This is a genomic window from Vibrio sp. D417a, from assembly GCF_030248595.1.
Taxonomy (GTDB): domain Bacteria; phylum Pseudomonadota; class Gammaproteobacteria; order Enterobacterales; family Vibrionaceae; genus Vibrio; species Vibrio alginolyticus.
The window spans coordinates 32976-49415 of sequence record NZ_JAHGAM010000008.1 but is presented as its reverse complement, the minus strand read 5'-3'; the positions used below and the strand labels follow the sequence as shown (position 1 = coordinate 49415).

The following is a 16440-nucleotide window of genomic DNA, read 5'->3' as shown; positions in this document are numbered from 1 at the left end:
ATTTCTTTATAATGACGATTACATTAATTGACTGGAATTCCAGTCAAAATTTTACAAGTTAGTCTTGGATAAACTATGAACGACGATTTTGAGAAAGATTTCAATCTTGGGGGGAGTGTAGAGCGAGCTTTGTCTGGCAACTACGAGCTTAAAGCTGGCGCGGTTTTTAACGAAGCTTGGCGAGCAACCATCCAGCACTTTTTATCATTTTCTCCTGCCATTATTGTATTGCTTTTTGTCCAGTTAGGTATTTTCTATATTGCATTAAAACTGCAGTTGGGCGATTTGAGCGTTATTCTTGATGCGTTTGAGAACCCAGAGTCGTTCACAAACGATATTGTGTCTTCTATTTATGTCGCGAATTTCAGTTATGAGGTGATTAGCGCCCCAATTTATGCGGGGATAAGTTTGATGGCTATGAGTCATGTCGCTGGCTTAAAGACTAAGTTGCGCCATGTTGGAAAGGGGTTGCAGTTCACCATTCCTGTTATCCTAGCAACGCTCATGAGCTTAATGCTACAAGGTGTGGTTGGTATGATTTTTCCTTTACTGTCGCTGTATCTTTCCTTGGCATTTAGTCACTCTATCTTGTTGATTTGTGAGAAAAGGGTGCCACCAATGCAAGCGTTGCTGTTATCACTTCGCGCAATCAACAAGAAGATTTTTGTGGTCGCGGGGCTTTACTTAGGCGTGATGTTAATGTTTATTATTGCAGCAATGTTCTACGGTATTGGCTTGATTTTTGTGCTGCCATTCTTCTTCCATTTGAAAGGCATACTCTACCGCGAAATGTTTGGAATTAAGCTTAAGATCGTTACAACACAGAAAAACGATAATGATCACGATGGTAACTCACAGGTGTTTGATGCCTAATTCTTTGAAATCAATAAGTTTACGAGTGGCGGCAACCTGTATAGCCGCCACTTTCATTTCTATAGGCCCATATTTACACTACGAGAAACAGTTTAAATATGTGGAAAATCCTGACGTACTCTCTGGCAAGATTAAGCATGTCGATTTATCACACTTGCCATACATCGGTGATATCCCAGACTTCAATTCAATAAAAGATACGAAAGAGAAAAAAGCTGCTTTTTTTGATTTTTTAAGGCCTAAAATTGCTCTTGAGAATCAACGAATTCGTCATGAGCGGGCCTTTCTTACCTCTTTAAAGGTGGGACAAGTGACGCAAGAACAACAAGAGTATGCTCAGCGGTTATCATCTCTGTATTCGTTGCCCTTGAGTAACGATAAGATTGATCAAGCATGGCTAGACGAGATGCTTGTGAGAGTGAACGTCTTACCAGAAGCGTTGGTTCTAACTCAAGCGGCAAATGAATCTGCGTGGGGCACTTCTCGTTTTGCTACTCAAGCAAACAACTTGTTCGGCCAATGGTGTTATAAAAAGGGCTGTGGAATTGTTCCAGCGCAACGTGGCGCTAACAAAGTTCATGAAGTTGAAAAATTCGATTCTGTACAACAGTCTGTTCATGGCTACTTTATGAATGTTAATCGAAACCCAGCGTATGCAGACCTGCGTGAAATCAGAACATCTCTGGCTGAAAAGAACAAGGGCTTGTTAACGGTTGCAACCGCGTCAGAGTTAACGCATGGGTTGCTAGCCTATTCTGAACGTGGCATCGCCTATGTACACGATCTTCGCGCTATGATTCGTCATAACAACGCCTACTGGACGCAATAAAATAACGGATAAAATGAAAAAGTTAAGCCTAAGTCTATTGGGAAGTGCGGCGCTAATTCTTGTATCGCCGATAACCCAAGCTCAAGAGTACATGTTCACGTACTCAAAGTTATACACTCAACTAAAAAACAACAATAAAGAAGGGCATGACGATGTGAAAGTTGGTGTCTTTTTTGTGGACGCAAAAACTAAACAAATTTGTACGATAGAAAAAGCTTGGATGGAAAAAGAAGAGCACTATGAAGAGTTTGTTATCCCTGCTTCACAAGAGTTGCCTTTACCTGTTGATAAAAACTTAAAGTCAGCGAATCCGTTGGTTTTTATCGATACCCCAAAAGATACACGTTGCGATTACTCACTTGTCGTGATGACCAAAGAACCATTACAGGGTAACGTTTCTTACGAGCAACTTAAGCCTCTTCTACCTCAAATGCAGACGATGCTGGAAGATTTAGGCGGTATGTTTGCGGGTTGGTTTACACCGGAAGTTCAAGGTGTGACGATGGAGTTTGCAAATCAACTGAATGATAAAGTGATTTTCTCAAACGGAACCGAAAAGCCAATTGTCAATGGCAAGATACAAGTCGCACTAAGTGAAATAGGGCAAGGTGGCACAATGACACTACCAGAACCGACGATGCGAGTGTTACCTTATCTACCTAACGCAAAGAAATGAACACTGAACGTTTAGAAAGGGCTGCAATCGCAGCTCTTTTTTAATTTTGACCGTAACTAAAGTATCTTTCACACTCTTTTCTTAAAGACTCAATAAGACAAGCATTTAATCCTGCGTAAAAAGCTCGTATAATCCACGCCCCAAAGAAACCCATGTTAGGAAGTCCTAGTCGATTTATCGGCGATGTGAGAGCCCGCAATGAACCAAATAGATACAAGAAAAGAAACCCTAGAATTCAACAAGCTTCAGAAACGCCTGAGAAGACATGTTGGAAATGCCATTACTGATTACAACATGATCGAAGAAGGCGATGTTGTGATGGCATGTATTAGCGGTGGTAAAGATTCATTCGCGATGCTTGATATCCTGCTGAATCTTCAAAAAGCCGCACCTATCAAATTTGAAGTGGTTGCGGTAAACCTAGACCAAAAACAACCGGGCTTCCCTGAGCACATTCTGCCAGAGTATTTCGAAACACTGAATATCCCTTACTACATCGTAGATAAGGACACGTATTCCGTCGTAAAAGAGAAGGTACCAGAAGGCAAAACCACTTGTGGTCTGTGTTCACGCCTGCGACGTGGTACGCTGTATTCATTTGCAGAGAAGATTGGTGCAACTAAGCTTGCGCTAGGTCATCACATGGATGACATCGTCGAAACAATGTTCTTGAACATGTTCCACGGCTCTCGCCTTAAAGCGATGCCACCAAAGCTACGCTCTGATGATGGCCGTAACGTGGTCATTCGTCCATTGACTTACTGTCGTGAAAAAGATCTGATCAAATACGCTGAGCACAAGGATTTCCCAATAATTCCGTGTAACCTTTGTGGCTCTCAAGAGAACCTTCAGCGTCAATCTATAAAAGCAATGTTGATTGAATGGGATAAGAAGACGCCAGGGCGTGTGGAAGCAATTTTTAAATCAATTCAAAACGTAAGCCCAAGCCAACTAGCAGACCGCGAATTGTTCGACTTTGTTAACTTACCGCTAGATCGTGAAGGTAACCGCGAAGAGTATGAATTTAATGAGGCTGTCGTTTCTTCGACGAATATTGATGAATCAATGTTCATCGATGTTACGAACATCTAACTCGTAAAAAAGGAGGTCAATTAGACCTCCTTTTTTGTACCCAACGCTTTAACTGTTCCCAAACAAAAATCCCCCTGTATTCGGGGGATTTATTAGCGTTTATTTGAAAGCGCTCAATACATAGCAATACTAAGGAGAGATTAGGTTGCTGTATTTGGATCGAGAGGACTAATGTAGCCTTTTGGTTTTAGAGCCAACACATCGCAATTTATTTTATCAATTACGTGCTCCGCTGTATTACCAATAAAGACAGCAGAAAGCCCAGTTCGCCCTGTAGTACCTAAAATAACCATTGCAGCATTCAAGCGCTCTGCAGCTGCCGGAATGACATCTTCAGGTAAACCTTGCTCAACTATCGTTTGTTCTTCATCAAGACCATGTTTTTGGCGTAGTGCTTTCATAGCCGTTAAATGATGACCTCGCACTGCATCGGTATAAGTCGTTGGGTCAAATTCAGGAAGTTCAATCGTAATGTTCGCCGGTGTAACGGGGTAGGCGTTAACAAGATATGGCTTGGCCTCAAGCCGAGTGGTGATTTCTTTTAATCGCTCGACCATCGTATCGTTGAGATCAATATGAGTCGGGTTTTCTGAGCCCACATGTACTGAGGCAAGGATACTTGCTTGTTCCGGCCAAGCAGCATTCTTGATAAGAAGCACTGGAATAGGGCATTTTCGCAACAAGTGCCAATCTGTCGGTGTGAAAATGACAGACTCTAAAACATCATGCTTACGTGTGCCTTTGATGACTAGGTCATGATCGCCTGCATAGACTTCAGCAATAATCGCCTCATAAGGGCGGTTGTGCCAGACAACACAAACATCAAAGTCGAAGCCATCGTTTAGGTATGGTTGAGCAATTTTACGCATCCACTGCTCACGCTGATGAATGACACCTCGACGCATAGCATCTCTTTCATCCACTGATAGCATTGACGTCATGTCATACGAGAAATCGTAAATGGATAAAAAGAAAGTGATTCGGCTTCTAGATACACTTTTCTGAGCTAATTGAACAGCTCTTGCAAGTGCGGGCTGCTCATCATTATTGATGTCAGCTACAACAAGGATCTTACTGTATATACTCATAACTAAGCCCACTTCTATTGCAAAACCAGATACTGAATGTAAATTAAATCAGTATTTTGGAGTACTCACCGTACATTTTTACTGTAGCTTAGTTTGGAGAACTTTTTGAGGACTTTCGAAAGGAATTTATGAGAAATATGATGTAGCTCATTTTCGAGCTACATCAATAATTAGGGTGTATTATTCTTTAGTTACACCAGCAAGTTCCATCAATGCATCGTGGTCTAAGATAGTGATATATTTACCTTTTACGCTTAGGATCTCAGATTTCTGGAAACGACCTAACAAACGACTGATCGTTTCGACTGTAAGACCAAGGTAGTTGCCAATATCACCACGAGTCATAGTTAAACGAAACTCTCTAGGGCTGAAGCCACGCTGAGAAAAACGCGTTGATAGGTTGTAAAGGAAAGCAGCTAGTCGCTCTTCTGCATTCTTTTTAGAAAGAAGCAAAATCATTTCCTGATCACCTTTAATTTCGTTACTCATCAAACGCATGATTTGCTGGCGAAGCTTAGGCATTTTACCCGATAGATCGTCTAAAATTTCGTATGGGATTTCACATACCATCGACGTTTCGAGTGCTTGAGCAAAGCTAGGGTGGGAGTCACCAGTGATAGCATCGAAACCGACTAAGTCTCCAGCTAAGTGAAACGCTGTGATTTGCTCATCACCTTGCTCTGTGATCGTATAGCTCTTGATGGTACCAGAGCGGATAGCGTATAGCGATTTTAGCTCATCACCGGCCTTAAAAAGCTCTTGTCCTTTTTGAATAGGCTTCTTACGTTCGATGATTTGGTCAAGCTGGTCAAGTTCTGCCTCATTTAGAGTGAACGGGATACACAGTTGACTAATGCTACAATCTTGGCAATGAATGGCGCAACCGCCTGATTGGATACGCTTTGTTGCAGGTTTTTCAGAAATCATAACAACCTTTCACTATTTGATATACATCAATATTTTAGCATCGCTTAATCCTAAAGGGTAGCAAAAATGTCACCTCAATAGAGTTTAACGTTATATGAAACCGAGTAATGCTAAGGCTCCTACAGCGGTATACGTACCATAGCCAATAAGGATTAATGCTGAAATATTTCTAAATATTAATGATTTTTGTAATTTCTGAAAATGATTGGCACCGTATCCAATAATAAGCATCGCAGGTAGCGTTCCGAGCCCAAACGCAAGCATAATTAGGCCGCCGTTCATCGCACTACCAGAAACCGCCGACCAAGTAAGCGCTGAATAAACTAAACCACATGGTAACCAACCCCAAATAAAGCCAAATGGCAACGCGTGAAGAGGATGCTTTAATGGTAACAAACTCTTACCTGCCGGCGAGATAAAGCGCCAGAGATACTGCCCTAGCTTTTCTATTAAAAGTAAGCCTTGCCACCATTTAGCAATATACAGCGCGACCAGGATCATGAATAACGCAGCAATCAGCCTTAACCAAGCAAGAGAGTGCGTTAACCCACTAAGCTCAGATAAACCTGATATAGCACCACCCACTAATGCACCTATTAAGGTATAACTGAACAATCGTCCGAGGTTGTAGAAGAGGGGGATAAGAGGGGTGGTTTTATTTTTAGCAGAAGAGCCCATGGTAAGTAGAGACGCGATACCACCACACATACCCATACAATGACCGGCTCCTACTAAGCCGATCATCAACGCACCGATAAAATCAGGAGTCATAAAGGTCGCTACTTTTTATCACTATTAGATTGGTCTTCTTCGTCGAGAAGAATGTTGTGCCCTTGCCGTTCAAGATCTTCAAACTGATCGCTTCTTACCGCCCAAAGAAAAACGGCGACAGCAACACAAACGAGAACGATAGCGATGGGAATCAATATATAAAGACTTTCCATGTTTGCTTTCTCTACTTATTTCTCTTTGAGCAGGCGCAAAGAGTTAGATACAACGATAATTGAGCTTGCAGACATGCCAACTACTGCAATGTAGGGAGCCACTAAACCTGCGACCGCCAAAGGCAAAATTAACAGGTTGTAACCCAAAGACCAAGCCAAGTTTTCTCGAATAATCTTTCTTGTACGCAGTGCAAGCAAACGTGCCTCTAGTAGCTTTTCGAGATTATCCCCAAGTAACGTCATATCTGCAGAAGCTTTAGCGACATCTGTACCACCGCCCATTGCGACAGAAAGGTGAGCTCCGGCGAGAGTCGGCGCGTCATTGATTCCATCACCAACCATCATAGTGATACTGTTTTCGTCCAAGCTCTTAAGGTATGCAAGCTTATCTTCTGGCTTTGCTGACGCGACGATGTGATCGATACCAATTTCATTCGCCACTGGTTGGGCGTTTGAAAGAGAATCACCAGTTAGCAGGGTTGTCTTAATTCCAGCGTCAGCAAAGCGTTGAATAAAGGCTTTGCTTTCTTTTCGGATAGGGTCGCGGTAGTAAAAGCTAGCGACATGCTTGCCATCAACCGACAGATAGACCGCCTGGCTTTCACCACTTTCTTTGCCTTGAACAAAAGCAGCACTACCTATCTTAACGATGTTGCCATTCCATATCCCTTCAATCCCTGACCCAATCACGTTTTGCACATCAGACACGATAAAGTCATCATTGGTGAAAGTTGCAAAAGAACGAGCGATAGGGTGGTTTGCATGAGCCTCTAAAGCTGCAGCTAGTGATAGACAATCTTTCTGTGGGAGATCACTAAGTACCTTTGTTTCACAGATCTCAATATCACCTTTCGTTAGAGTGCCTGTTTTATCTACAACTAAGTGGTTGATCTTACATAATGTCTCAAACACATGGCCTTTACGAAGTAAAATGCCAAAATTACCCATTCTAGAGGTAGCACAAGTGAGTGCGGTCGGTGTGGCCAGAGATAGCGCACATGGACACGTAGCGACTAACACAGACAGCATGATCCAAAACGCATCATCTGGTTTTGTTTGATGCCAGTAAAACCAAGTACCAGCAGAGATAATAAGAATCACACCAACAAAGTAACGGGCGACAATGTCTGCAATTTCCGCAATTTTAGGTTTGGAGTGTTGAGCTTCATCTTGTAAACGCACGATGTTAGAAATCATTGAATCGGCCTTTGAGCTTACTACCTCAAGTTCAAATGATTCGTCTCCGTTTAGCGTTCCCGCATAAACAATATCGCCTTCTCGTTTCACAACGTGCACTGACTCGCCCGTTAGCATGGATTCATCAATATGAATACGGCCTGAAATAACTTTACCGTCAGCGGGGATATGTTCACCAGGTAGAACGCGAATACGATCGCCAACTTTTAGCGTCTTCACGGGTATCTGATCACCGTCCAGCGTTGTAGCAATTGCAGGAATCAACTTAAGAAGGTTACCACTCGCTGCAGCAGCTTTGCGACGAGCGCGCATCTCTAAGAATCGACCTACTAACAAAAAGAAGGTAAACATCGAGATAGATTCAAAGAAGACTTCGCCTTGTTCAGTTACTGTTGCAACTAAACTTGCAACATAGGCAAAGATCAACGCGATAGAAACCGGGACATCCATACCAAGGGTTCGGCCTTTGATACTGCGCCATGCGTTTAAGTAAAATGGAAGAGCGGAATAAAGCAAAACAGGAGTAGCAAAAATCAAACTTACCCAACGAAAGTAACTTTTAAACTCTGGCTCTAAATCACCAAAGACTTCGAGATACAGTGCAACGGCGAGCATCATGACCTGCATGGTTGCTAAACCTGCAATACCTAGCCGATATAGATATTGCTTCATCATTCGATGGTAAGAGGCTTCTTGCTTATCTGCTTCAAAAGGTGCAGCTTTGTAACCAAGTTTATGAATAACGGAAAGGAGCTCGCTTAACCGTACCTGAGTTTTATCCCAGGCTAGTAACGCTCGATTGGTGGTTGTATTAACACGGATAGATACCAACCCGGCCGTATTAGAAACTTGCTTTTCGATTAACCACGCACAAGCGGCACATGAAACGCCTTCCAAAGAAAGGGTTACTTCAGAAACATTTTCGCGATTTCGTACGAATTCAGATTGTACATCCGCATTGTCATAATGAATTAAAGCTTGGAGTTGCTCTGGTACTAGGTCTGCCTTTTCTGCAGGCGCAGTGCGGTATTGGTAATATGATACAAGACCACTATCGACAATAGTCTGCGCCACAGTTTCGCAGCCCGGACAACACATGTCGCGAATTTCACCCAATATTTCTACTTTGAAATCCGTGTTGGCTGGTACATCTTCACCGCAGTGATAACAGGATTTACACATATGCTTACTTCATTAACGGTGTTGAAGAGGCAGGAAACTCAACTTTACCTTGGATCATCCATTGCTTGTCGTGTGGTTGTAGTTCAACAAACCATGGTCCTTGAATAGATTCCTCAGCTTTTAGTCGGTAATTACCAGATGCATCCGCTGTTACAAGCTTTGTGAAGTCACGATCAGGAAGAGTACGATGAGTGAAAGTGGCCGTTAGAGCAGGGTAATGAGGTAGCTTCCCTTTAGCGAAAACAATCACAACATTGTTATTTTCAGAGGAAATCTCAGCGTTAAGACCTAGGTCACGAGCGACATTCATTTTACTAATGTCGATATTAATGCCTTTGCCTTTTTTATAGTAATCCTCGGCGACTAAAGAAACAGAGTTGTTCGAGAAAACGACCACAGTAATCACAGTCCAAACTACGACAGTAAGAGGAAGGATGATTAGGAACCACGGCCAAAATTGTTTATACCAAGGCTTTACCATAAAAAAGTTCTCAACAGCTAAATGAAAAAATGTAAGGCGTTAAATTTAAAGGAAAGACAGCCCCTATGAAAGGGGCTGTTATTGCTATGTTACGTAATATCTCAGTTACTTACTCTCTGAGTTACTTAAACTCCAGACATATGAGGCAACGAGCTGAACTTTATCTTCACCCAAAATGTCTTTCCACGCAGGCATTACGCCTGAGCGTCCGTTCATTACGGTTTCGGTTACAGCTGCACGAGAGTCACCAAATAACCAGTCTTGGTCTGTAAGGTCAGGCGCACCGACTGCAGGGTTACCCTTACCATCGGTACCATGACAAGCTGCACACACTACGAAGCGTGCTTTACCTGCCGCGGCTTCACGAGCATTTACTTTACGACCAGATAAACTAAGTGTGTAACTTACAACTTCTTGAACACCTTGCTCACCAAGGGCATCTTTCCATGCTGGCATTTGACCAATACGGCCGTGCATGATGGTTGTAACGATCGCTGCTGGCTCGCCACCATATAGCCATGCATCATCAGTCAGGTTAGGGAAGCCTTTCTGACCACGTGCATCAGAGCCATGGCATTGAGAACAGTTTTGCAAAAACAAACGCTGACCAACTTTTAATGCTTCAGGATCTTGCGCAATTTCAGGAATTGGGCGTAGACCACTGTCATTGTGCGCAAGTTTACGGAATGCTTCGCCGAAGTAAGCGTCGGCATCATCCAGTTCTTTTGCATATTGGTTTAGTTGCTTGTTCTCTTGTGCTGCAGCGATGGCTTCTTTTGACTCTTCTAGTGAGCGAACGGTTTGAGCCGAACTCTGCCAGTTTAAAAAGCCCTTGAAGCTACCTAGACCTGGGAATAGGGCAAGGTAAACTGCTGCGAACACAAATGTGCTTACAAACAGGTAAGTCCACCACTTTGGTAGAGGGTTGTTTAGCTCGCGAATACCATCGTACTCGTGGCCCATGTCTTCCCCTTCCTCGACGCCCATTTTATCTTTAGCGCACCAAGTCAGGAGAATCGCACAGCCTACTAGCGTACCGACAGTAATCACGATAATCCAGAGACTCCAGAATGTAGTCATTACTTCTTCACTCCTTGGTTATTAGGGGTCTTTTGTTCTTCGTCAGCAAACACCAAGTTGGCATCTTCTTCAAAGCGTGCTTTACGCTTTTTACTAAATGCCCACCATACGATGCCAATAAAACTAGCGAAGAGTACAACGGTATAAATACTATGAATTGTACCGAAATCCATATGATCCCCTTACTTCATTGCATGACCAAGAGACTGAAGGTAAGCGATGATTGCATCCATCTCTGTTTTACCTTCTACTTCTTTAGCCGAATTCGCGATCTCTTCATCAGTGTATGGAACGCCGAACTGATCACGAAATAGCTCAAGTTTCTTCTGAGTTAGCTTACCGTCTAAAACGTTTTCAGCTAGCCATGGGAAACCTGGCATGTTTGACTCGGGTACAAGCTCACGAGGATCTAACAGGTGAACACGGTGCCATTCGTCAGAATAACGACCACCAACACGAGCTAAATCCGGGCCTGTACGCTTAGAGCCCCAAAGGAATGGGTGTTCCCAAACACTCTCACCAGCAACAGAGTAGTGACCGTAGCGTTCAGTCTCTGAGCGGAAAGGACGAACCATCTGGCTGTGACAGACGTTACAACCTTCACGGATGTAGATATCACGGCCTTCCATCTCCAAAGGAGTGTAAGCGCGCAGATTTTCTACAGGTTCAGTCGTTTGCTTTTGGAAAATCAGAGGAGTGATCTCTACAAGAGCACCCCAACTGATAGCAAACACGATAAAAATAGCCAACAAACCGACATTACGTTCTAAGATTTCATGGCGATTATTAGAATTATTACTCATTCTTAAATCTCCTTATGCCGGATGTGGGATAGCTTTTAGGCTTTCTTTAGGTGCACTTACCGTTTTGTACGTGTTGTATGCCATTAGGAACATACCAGATAGGAAGATAAATCCGCCTAGGAAACGTACAAAGTAGAACGGATAAGACGCTTCTACAGATTCAACAAAACTGTAAGTTAGCGTACCGTCAGAGTTAACCGCGCGCCACATAAGACCTTGCATTACACCAGAGATCCACATCGCAACGATGTAAAGAACGGTACCGATTGTTGCTAGCCAGAAATGCACATTAACTAGACCAACAGAGTACATACGCTCTTGGCCAAATAGGCGAGGTACCAAGTGATATACAGAGCCGATAGAAACCATCGCAACCCAACCTAACGCACCAGAGTGAACGTGACCAATGGTCCAGTCTGTGTAGTGAGAAAGTGCGTTAACCGTCTTAATCGACATCATCGGGCCTTCAAAGGTAGACATACCGTAGAACGACAGTGAAACGATTAGGAAACGTAGGATAGGGTCATAACGAAGCTTATGCCATGCACCAGATAACGTCATAATACCGTTGATCATACCACCCCAAGAAGGAGCAAATAGAACCAGCGACATAACCATACCTAGAGACTGAGTCCAGTCTGGTAGCGCTGTATAATGAAGGTGGTGAGGGCCTGCCCAAATATATAGAGAAATAAGTGCCCAGAAGTGAACGATAGATAGACGGTAAGAATAAACAGGACGTTCAGCTTGTTTAGGAACGAAGTAGTACATCATACCTAGGAAACCAGCGGTCAGTAGGAAACCTACCGCATTGTGTCCATACCACCACTGAACCATCGCATCCACTGCGCCCGAGTAAATCGAGTAAGATTTACCAAGTGACACAGGAATAGCCATGCTGTTCACGATGTGAAGTACTGCTACTGTGATAATAAAGGCACCGAAGAACCAGTTTGCCACATAAATATGTGACGTGTTTCGCTTCACTAGTGTGCCGAAGAACACCACCGCATATGATACCCATACTAGCGCAATTGCGATATCAATAGGCCATTCTAGCTCAGCATACTCTTTACCCGATGTTAAACCGAGAGGCAAAGTAATGGCTGCTGCCAGGATGATTGCTTGCCAACCCCAAAAGGTGAAGGCAACGAGTGGGCCACCAAAAAGACGTGTTTGACATGTGCGCTGTACAACATAATAAGACGTTGCGAACAGAGCACTGGTACCAAACGCAAAAATTACCGCATTAGTATGCAGTGGACGTAAGCGACTGTACGTCAACCACGGCGTATCAAAGTTTAGCTGTGGCCAAACTAATTGAGCGGCAATCAAAACACCAACAGCCATACCAACTATGCCCCATAAAATGGTCACAAGGGTAAATTGGCGAACGACTGTATAGTTGTAGTTTTGTTCAAGCTGCTTTACTTGGCTCATTTGCATGCTTCCAATTTCTAATTAACTACACTTTTACTTCCAACACGACTTGCGTCGTAACACCACCCAAGTAAACTCTAGAATTCAAGTGTTATCATCACCTTATTTCCATTGCTGACTTTAATAAAAAGTGGCATTTTCAGCGTGACACTATACTTGAATTAACAATTCAATGACAGGGTAGTAACCTTACTGGACCTCTGGAAATCATTTTTTATTTAAAAAGTTTGAAGTTTGTAACAAGGATATTAGTAATTATGCCTGCACAAAAGTTAACAAAGGCGCGACTTGCACAAATCTTAATCATGCTCAGTGTTTTAATAGGCGCATTTTTCTGGCGTACCTTTACACACGAGAGTGTTAATAGCGTTGACTGTTCACAAAAAGAACGATGCGATGTAACAATTGAAGGAGAAATAATCACGATTAATCGTGACTCAATGGGAATTTCGCTCGAAACGACAGAAAGTAGCACTCTAAAAATTGATCTAAATCAATCTGGTAATTTTATCAATCTCAACGAAAAGCATAAGTCAGTAGAATGGGACATCATGCCTGAATCGAAAAAAATCACCTTTAAAAAAGGTGAAAACATTGTTGTAGTTCAATTATAAATACGATCTATCACGAGATAATCGTAACTTATTAATGAAATTAACACCTTCTTACCTAGAGAAAATTGGTTGGAATGGTATAACAGCAGAGTGATATCCAATTATAAAATCGTATGCATTGCCAATCAGTTTTTACTCATATTAAAGATGAAGACTCAGCGATAAAAACGCTCAGGTCCGAATTGACACAACAGAACTTGTCTTACGTGATGTGTTACTACACGGAAGAATACAATTTCGAGTTGATTCGAGAAGCGTTTCTTGCGCATTTTCCTGGTGTGCCTTTTCATGGAGCCAGTTCATGTCAAGCCGTAATGACAGATCAGGGCTTTCATACAGGCCCAGTAATTGCGGCACTTGCTGTTTATGATACAGGTCCTCATGCTTATGGTACTGGTATTTCTAATCACAACTCAGGTGACAGCGTCACCAAGGCTTTGGATATGGCCCTTGAGAGCGCTAACCGTGTAGGAGAGGTACCAAACTTAATTCTACTTCATGCCACACCAGGGCAAGAGGAATCAATCATTGCGTCTATAGATGAAAGATTTGGAACTCTAATTCCAATTATTGGTGGTTCGGCCGCTGATAATAACATCGCTGGGAAATGGTCTGTGATAACCGCCCAAGGCTCTCAAACTTCAGGTTTAAGCTTAACTCTCTTTTACTCCTCTCAACCTGTTGATATCGCTTTTAGCGCTGGACATACACCAACTAATATCAAAGGTGTTGCAACCAAGACCAACGATAGATGCTTACTTGAAATTGATAACGAACCTGCGCTCAATGTTTATAGAAGGTGGACAAATCACCAGGATAACCAAGTAGGTAAAGATAATATGCTGTTTACAAACTCGAGTGCTTATCCATTAGGGCGGATCGCAGGTCATCTCTATGATCGCCCATATTACAAGTTATCCCATCCGATCCGTGAGACGCAAGATGGTGGAATCGAGTTGTTTACACGAATAGAAGAGGGTGACGAACTCACATTAATGAAAGGAAGTCGTGAGCATCTCGTTGCGCGCGCTGCAAAAGTCGTCAATGCCGCTTTTAACCAAAAATTAGAAGAGTCTCGAAAAATTGGAGTGATAAATATCTTTTGCGCAGGTCCCATGTTGCACTTAATGCAAGACATGAATAGCGTTTGTGAACAAATTAACCAAGAACTAGAACATTTGCCTTTTATTTGCCCTTTTACTTTCGGCGAGCAAGGTAGATTTATTGGTGGTGAGAATGGACATGGAAACCTGATGATTTCATCGGCTATATTCCATAAACCTTATGAAAGATAAATACTTAGACATATATCAACAGGAAGCGCTTCAAGAAGCGTTAGTTGAGCTAAAGCAGGCTAGACAAAGAGAACGACTACTCGCCGATGAAAACAAGGCCATTCTTTCCGCGATATCTGCGATGAGTGAGGCAAAGAATCGGCATGAGATATTTACGGGATTAAACAATGTCCTCAAAAAGTACATCAACTTCGATGATTTTATTGTACTGACTCGTGATGGTGAACGATATCCCTTCAAGACATTGATATCAACTAATAGCGTATTTGATAATGTATCCTGGTTACACGGTAACACCTATCAAAGAGCTCTCAATGGTGAATGCATTCTACTGTTCGAGCCAGATAAACTCGCTGAGTTTGTTAACTTAAACAGCTTTATAAAAAGCCATGTAAACTCGGTCGTTTTAACTGGTATACGTTCAGAAGTAACGCAAACCGTAATCCTACTTATTGGAGCTCAGAAAGGGCACTTTAGCATAGAGAATAAGGAAACCTTGAGGCGGTTTCGTCCCTTAATTGAAAGGGCGGTCATTGATATCGAGACCAAAGAGAAGTTACAACGTATCGTTGAAGTAAGAACAACTCAGCTCGCTAAAGCAAGAGAAGAAGCAGAGCTTGCGAACCGGTCTAAGTCGGAGTTCTTAGCGATGATGAGTCATGAAATAAGAACCCCTTTAAATTCCGTTCTTGGAATGCTAGATATACTGAAGCAATCAACCTTGTCAGAAGAACAAATTGATGCTTTGAGCCAAATGGAGTGCTCTGCAGAGTTACTTCTCGCGATAATCAGTGACATTCTTGATCTTTCTAAAATCGAGTCAGGTCGCTTTCAGCTCAATGAACAATGGATTAACTTAAGAGACACTGTCACTTTTGTTATTTCTCAGCAAAAACAAATAGCTAAGAAGAAAAATCTTAAATTCAAGCTCAACTGTACTGTCACTAATGACAAACAATTTTGGATTGACTCCACGCGGTTATCTCAAATTCTGTTTAATCTAATAGGGAATGCAATAAAGTTTACAGACGAAGGTGAAGTAAAAGTTTCTGTATCTGAGCAAGATGCTGAACTTGTGATCTCAATATCTGACACTGGAATTGGTATATCTAAAGCAAAGCAAGAGCACTTGTTTACGGCATTTCATCAAGGAGACCGTTCCATCACGAGACGCTTCGGTGGTACAGGACTGGGGCTCGCAATAACCAAGCATTTAGTCGAAATGATGCGTGGAAAGATTGCCGTTAAAAGTGATGAGCATGTTGGTTCAACCTTTACGATTTCGATTCCAGTTTTGACTCGTTGTAATCAAAATCGTCCAGTTAGAATCGAAACCAATCAACCGACAAAAGCAATGGAGCTTCTCGTCGTAGAAGATACTGAATCGAATCAGTTCGTAATAAAGCTTATCTTAAATAAGCTTGGCCATAATGTTCATATCGCAAGCCATGGAGCAGAGGCATTAACATTTTTAGAAGAGAATGAGGATTTAATCGATTTGATTCTCATGGATGTCTCGATGCCAGTGATGGATGGAATTACCGCAACAAGACTTATTCGAGATAAAGGTCTCAGGACCCCAATTATAGCGTTAACTGCACATGCGCTAGAAAGCGATAGAGATAAATGCCTGGATGCCGGTATGGACGGATTCATTTCCAAGCCAGTTAGAAGACAAGATATCTTTGAAGCTATACAGTCATTTCAATAAGTAAAAAGGCGTTAATATAGATCTTAACAATCGATAGATTATTAAGATCTATATTAAGTATTTTATGGTAAATCAGAATACTGTTAAATATGCATACTCTTATGAACCTAACAAAAACCTAGAAGCACCAACACATGAAGTTAGCGTAGACCTATAACTCACAATAGGCAAGTGATTGGAAAGCAGGGTAAGTGATTGAAACAGACCT

17 protein-coding genes are annotated in these 16440 nt (G+C 42.3%); 7 read left to right on the top strand and 10 right to left on the bottom strand.

Annotated features, from left to right (window positions below; genetic code table 11):
• Nucleotides 1-75 precede the first annotated feature (75 nt).
• From KI742_RS09235 to ttcA, 4 genes are all read left to right on the top strand, one after another.
• A complete protein-coding gene (locus tag KI742_RS09235; RefSeq protein ID WP_005389175.1) occupies nt 76-873 on the top strand; it encodes a hypothetical protein in 798 nt (265 codons plus the stop codon).
• On the top strand, nt 866-1702 hold the full coding sequence (locus tag KI742_RS09230; RefSeq protein WP_017634900.1) for a glucosaminidase domain-containing protein: 837 nt from the start codon (nt 866-868) through the stop codon (nt 1700-1702). The genes KI742_RS09235 and KI742_RS09230 overlap by 8 nt, the downstream gene beginning before the upstream one ends.
• Nucleotides 1703-1715: 13 nt before the next feature.
• A complete protein-coding gene (locus KI742_RS09225) occupies nt 1716-2378 on the top strand; it encodes a DUF2987 domain-containing protein (RefSeq protein ID WP_042522976.1) in 663 nt (220 codons plus the stop codon).
• A 198-nt stretch (nt 2379-2576) separates the two neighbouring features.
• Complete coding sequence (ttcA, locus tag KI742_RS09220) at nt 2577-3470, top strand: tRNA 2-thiocytidine(32) synthetase TtcA (RefSeq protein ID WP_005377502.1); 894 nt, start codon at nt 2577-2579, stop codon at nt 3468-3470.
• A gap of 140 nt (nt 3471-3610) precedes the next feature.
• On the opposite strand, the gene uspE is transcribed toward ttcA, so the two are convergent.
• The 10 genes from uspE to ccoN form a co-directional block, all read right to left on the bottom strand.
• Nucleotides 3611-4558: a universal stress protein UspE gene (gene uspE / locus KI742_RS09215; protein WP_064353932.1), complete on the bottom strand. Its 948-nt coding sequence runs from the start codon at nt 4556-4558 to the stop codon at nt 3611-3613.
• A 180-nt stretch (nt 4559-4738) separates the two neighbouring features.
• The gene (locus tag KI742_RS09210) at nt 4739-5485 is read right to left on the bottom strand and encodes an FNR family transcription factor (protein WP_005377497.1); all 747 of its coding nucleotides are present in this window, start codon (nt 5483-5485) and stop codon (nt 4739-4741) included.
• A 90-nt stretch (nt 5486-5575) separates the two neighbouring features.
• Nucleotides 5576-6256, bottom strand: a complete 681-nt coding sequence (locus KI742_RS09205; protein WP_064353933.1) for a sulfite exporter TauE/SafE family protein — start codon at nt 6254-6256, stop codon at nt 5576-5578.
• An 8-nt stretch (nt 6257-6264) separates the two neighbouring features.
• Complete coding sequence (ccoS, locus tag KI742_RS09200) at nt 6265-6429, bottom strand: cbb3-type cytochrome oxidase assembly protein CcoS (RefSeq protein ID WP_005377493.1); 165 nt, start codon at nt 6427-6429, stop codon at nt 6265-6267.
• A gap of 15 nt (nt 6430-6444) precedes the next feature.
• A complete protein-coding gene (locus tag KI742_RS09195; RefSeq protein WP_285385986.1) occupies nt 6445-8808 on the bottom strand; it encodes a heavy metal translocating P-type ATPase metal-binding domain-containing protein in 2364 nt (787 codons plus the stop codon).
• A gap of 4 nt (nt 8809-8812) precedes the next feature.
• A complete protein-coding gene (locus KI742_RS09190) occupies nt 8813-9289 on the bottom strand; it encodes a FixH family protein (protein ID WP_005377489.1) in 477 nt (158 codons plus the stop codon).
• Nucleotides 9290-9394: 105 nt separating this feature from the next.
• Complete coding sequence (gene ccoP, locus KI742_RS09185) at nt 9395-10369, bottom strand: cytochrome-c oxidase, cbb3-type subunit III (protein WP_005377487.1); 975 nt, start codon at nt 10367-10369, stop codon at nt 9395-9397.
• Complete coding sequence (locus tag KI742_RS09180; RefSeq protein WP_005377485.1) at nt 10369-10542, bottom strand: CcoQ/FixQ family Cbb3-type cytochrome c oxidase assembly chaperone; 174 nt, start codon at nt 10540-10542, stop codon at nt 10369-10371. The genes ccoP and KI742_RS09180 overlap by 1 nt, the downstream gene beginning before the upstream one ends.
• A gap of 9 nt (nt 10543-10551) precedes the next feature.
• Nucleotides 10552-11172, bottom strand: coding sequence for a cytochrome-c oxidase, cbb3-type subunit II (ccoO, locus tag KI742_RS09175; RefSeq protein ID WP_005377475.1), 621 nt, complete (start codon nt 11170-11172; stop codon nt 10552-10554).
• A gap of 12 nt (nt 11173-11184) precedes the next feature.
• Nucleotides 11185-12612 carry a cytochrome-c oxidase, cbb3-type subunit I gene (gene ccoN / locus KI742_RS09170; protein ID WP_005396488.1) on the bottom strand — a complete coding sequence of 476 codons (1428 nt, stop codon included), beginning with the start codon at nt 12610-12612 and terminating at the stop codon, nt 11185-11187.
• 257 nt (nt 12613-12869) lie between these two features.
• Here ccoN and KI742_RS09165 point away from each other — a divergent pair, with 257 nt between their 5' ends.
• The 3 genes from KI742_RS09165 to KI742_RS09155 all read left to right on the top strand — a co-directional run bounded on the left by KI742_RS09165 (nt 12870) and on the right by KI742_RS09155 (nt 16232).
• A complete protein-coding gene (locus tag KI742_RS09165) occupies nt 12870-13226 on the top strand; it encodes a hypothetical protein (protein ID WP_005377473.1) in 357 nt (118 codons plus the stop codon).
• Between the two features lie 113 nt (nt 13227-13339).
• A complete protein-coding gene (locus KI742_RS09160; RefSeq protein WP_005389165.1) occupies nt 13340-14521 on the top strand; it encodes an FIST signal transduction protein in 1182 nt (393 codons plus the stop codon).
• Nucleotides 14511-16232 (top strand): ATP-binding protein, encoded by a 1722-nt coding sequence (locus KI742_RS09155; RefSeq protein ID WP_005377471.1) that lies wholly within the window; start codon nt 14511-14513, stop codon nt 16230-16232. Before KI742_RS09160 ends, KI742_RS09155 begins: the two co-directional genes overlap by 11 nt.
• Nucleotides 16233-16440 lie beyond the last annotated feature (208 nt).